General features: G+C 32.4%; 1 protein-coding gene. It reads left to right on the plus strand.

Going from position 1 to position 244, the window contains the following annotated elements:
• Positions 1–244, plus strand: a 244-nt coding sequence (locus tag ACWA1B_RS23385) for a cupin domain-containing protein (RefSeq protein WP_456911077.1), incomplete at both ends; no start/stop codon positions are given.

Below are 244 nucleotides of genomic sequence, written 5' to 3' on the forward strand. Positions count from 1 at the left end.
TCTGGATAAAAATAAATTAATTAAAGCTAGTAATACGTACAGAGCAAATTTCTTTACGATATTTATAATTAATGACGGAAGTGCTGTGCATCTTTTTAATAACGAAGAGATACGACTGGAATCGTCCAGTATATTTGTAACGGGTCCTGGGCATTATCGCAATTATAAATTCGATCATATTTCAGAAGCTTACTTTATCTGCTTTACAGAAAAGTTTCTTGCCAATTACTGCATTTCTGACATC

The organism is Flavobacterium xizangense (assembly GCF_054075145.1).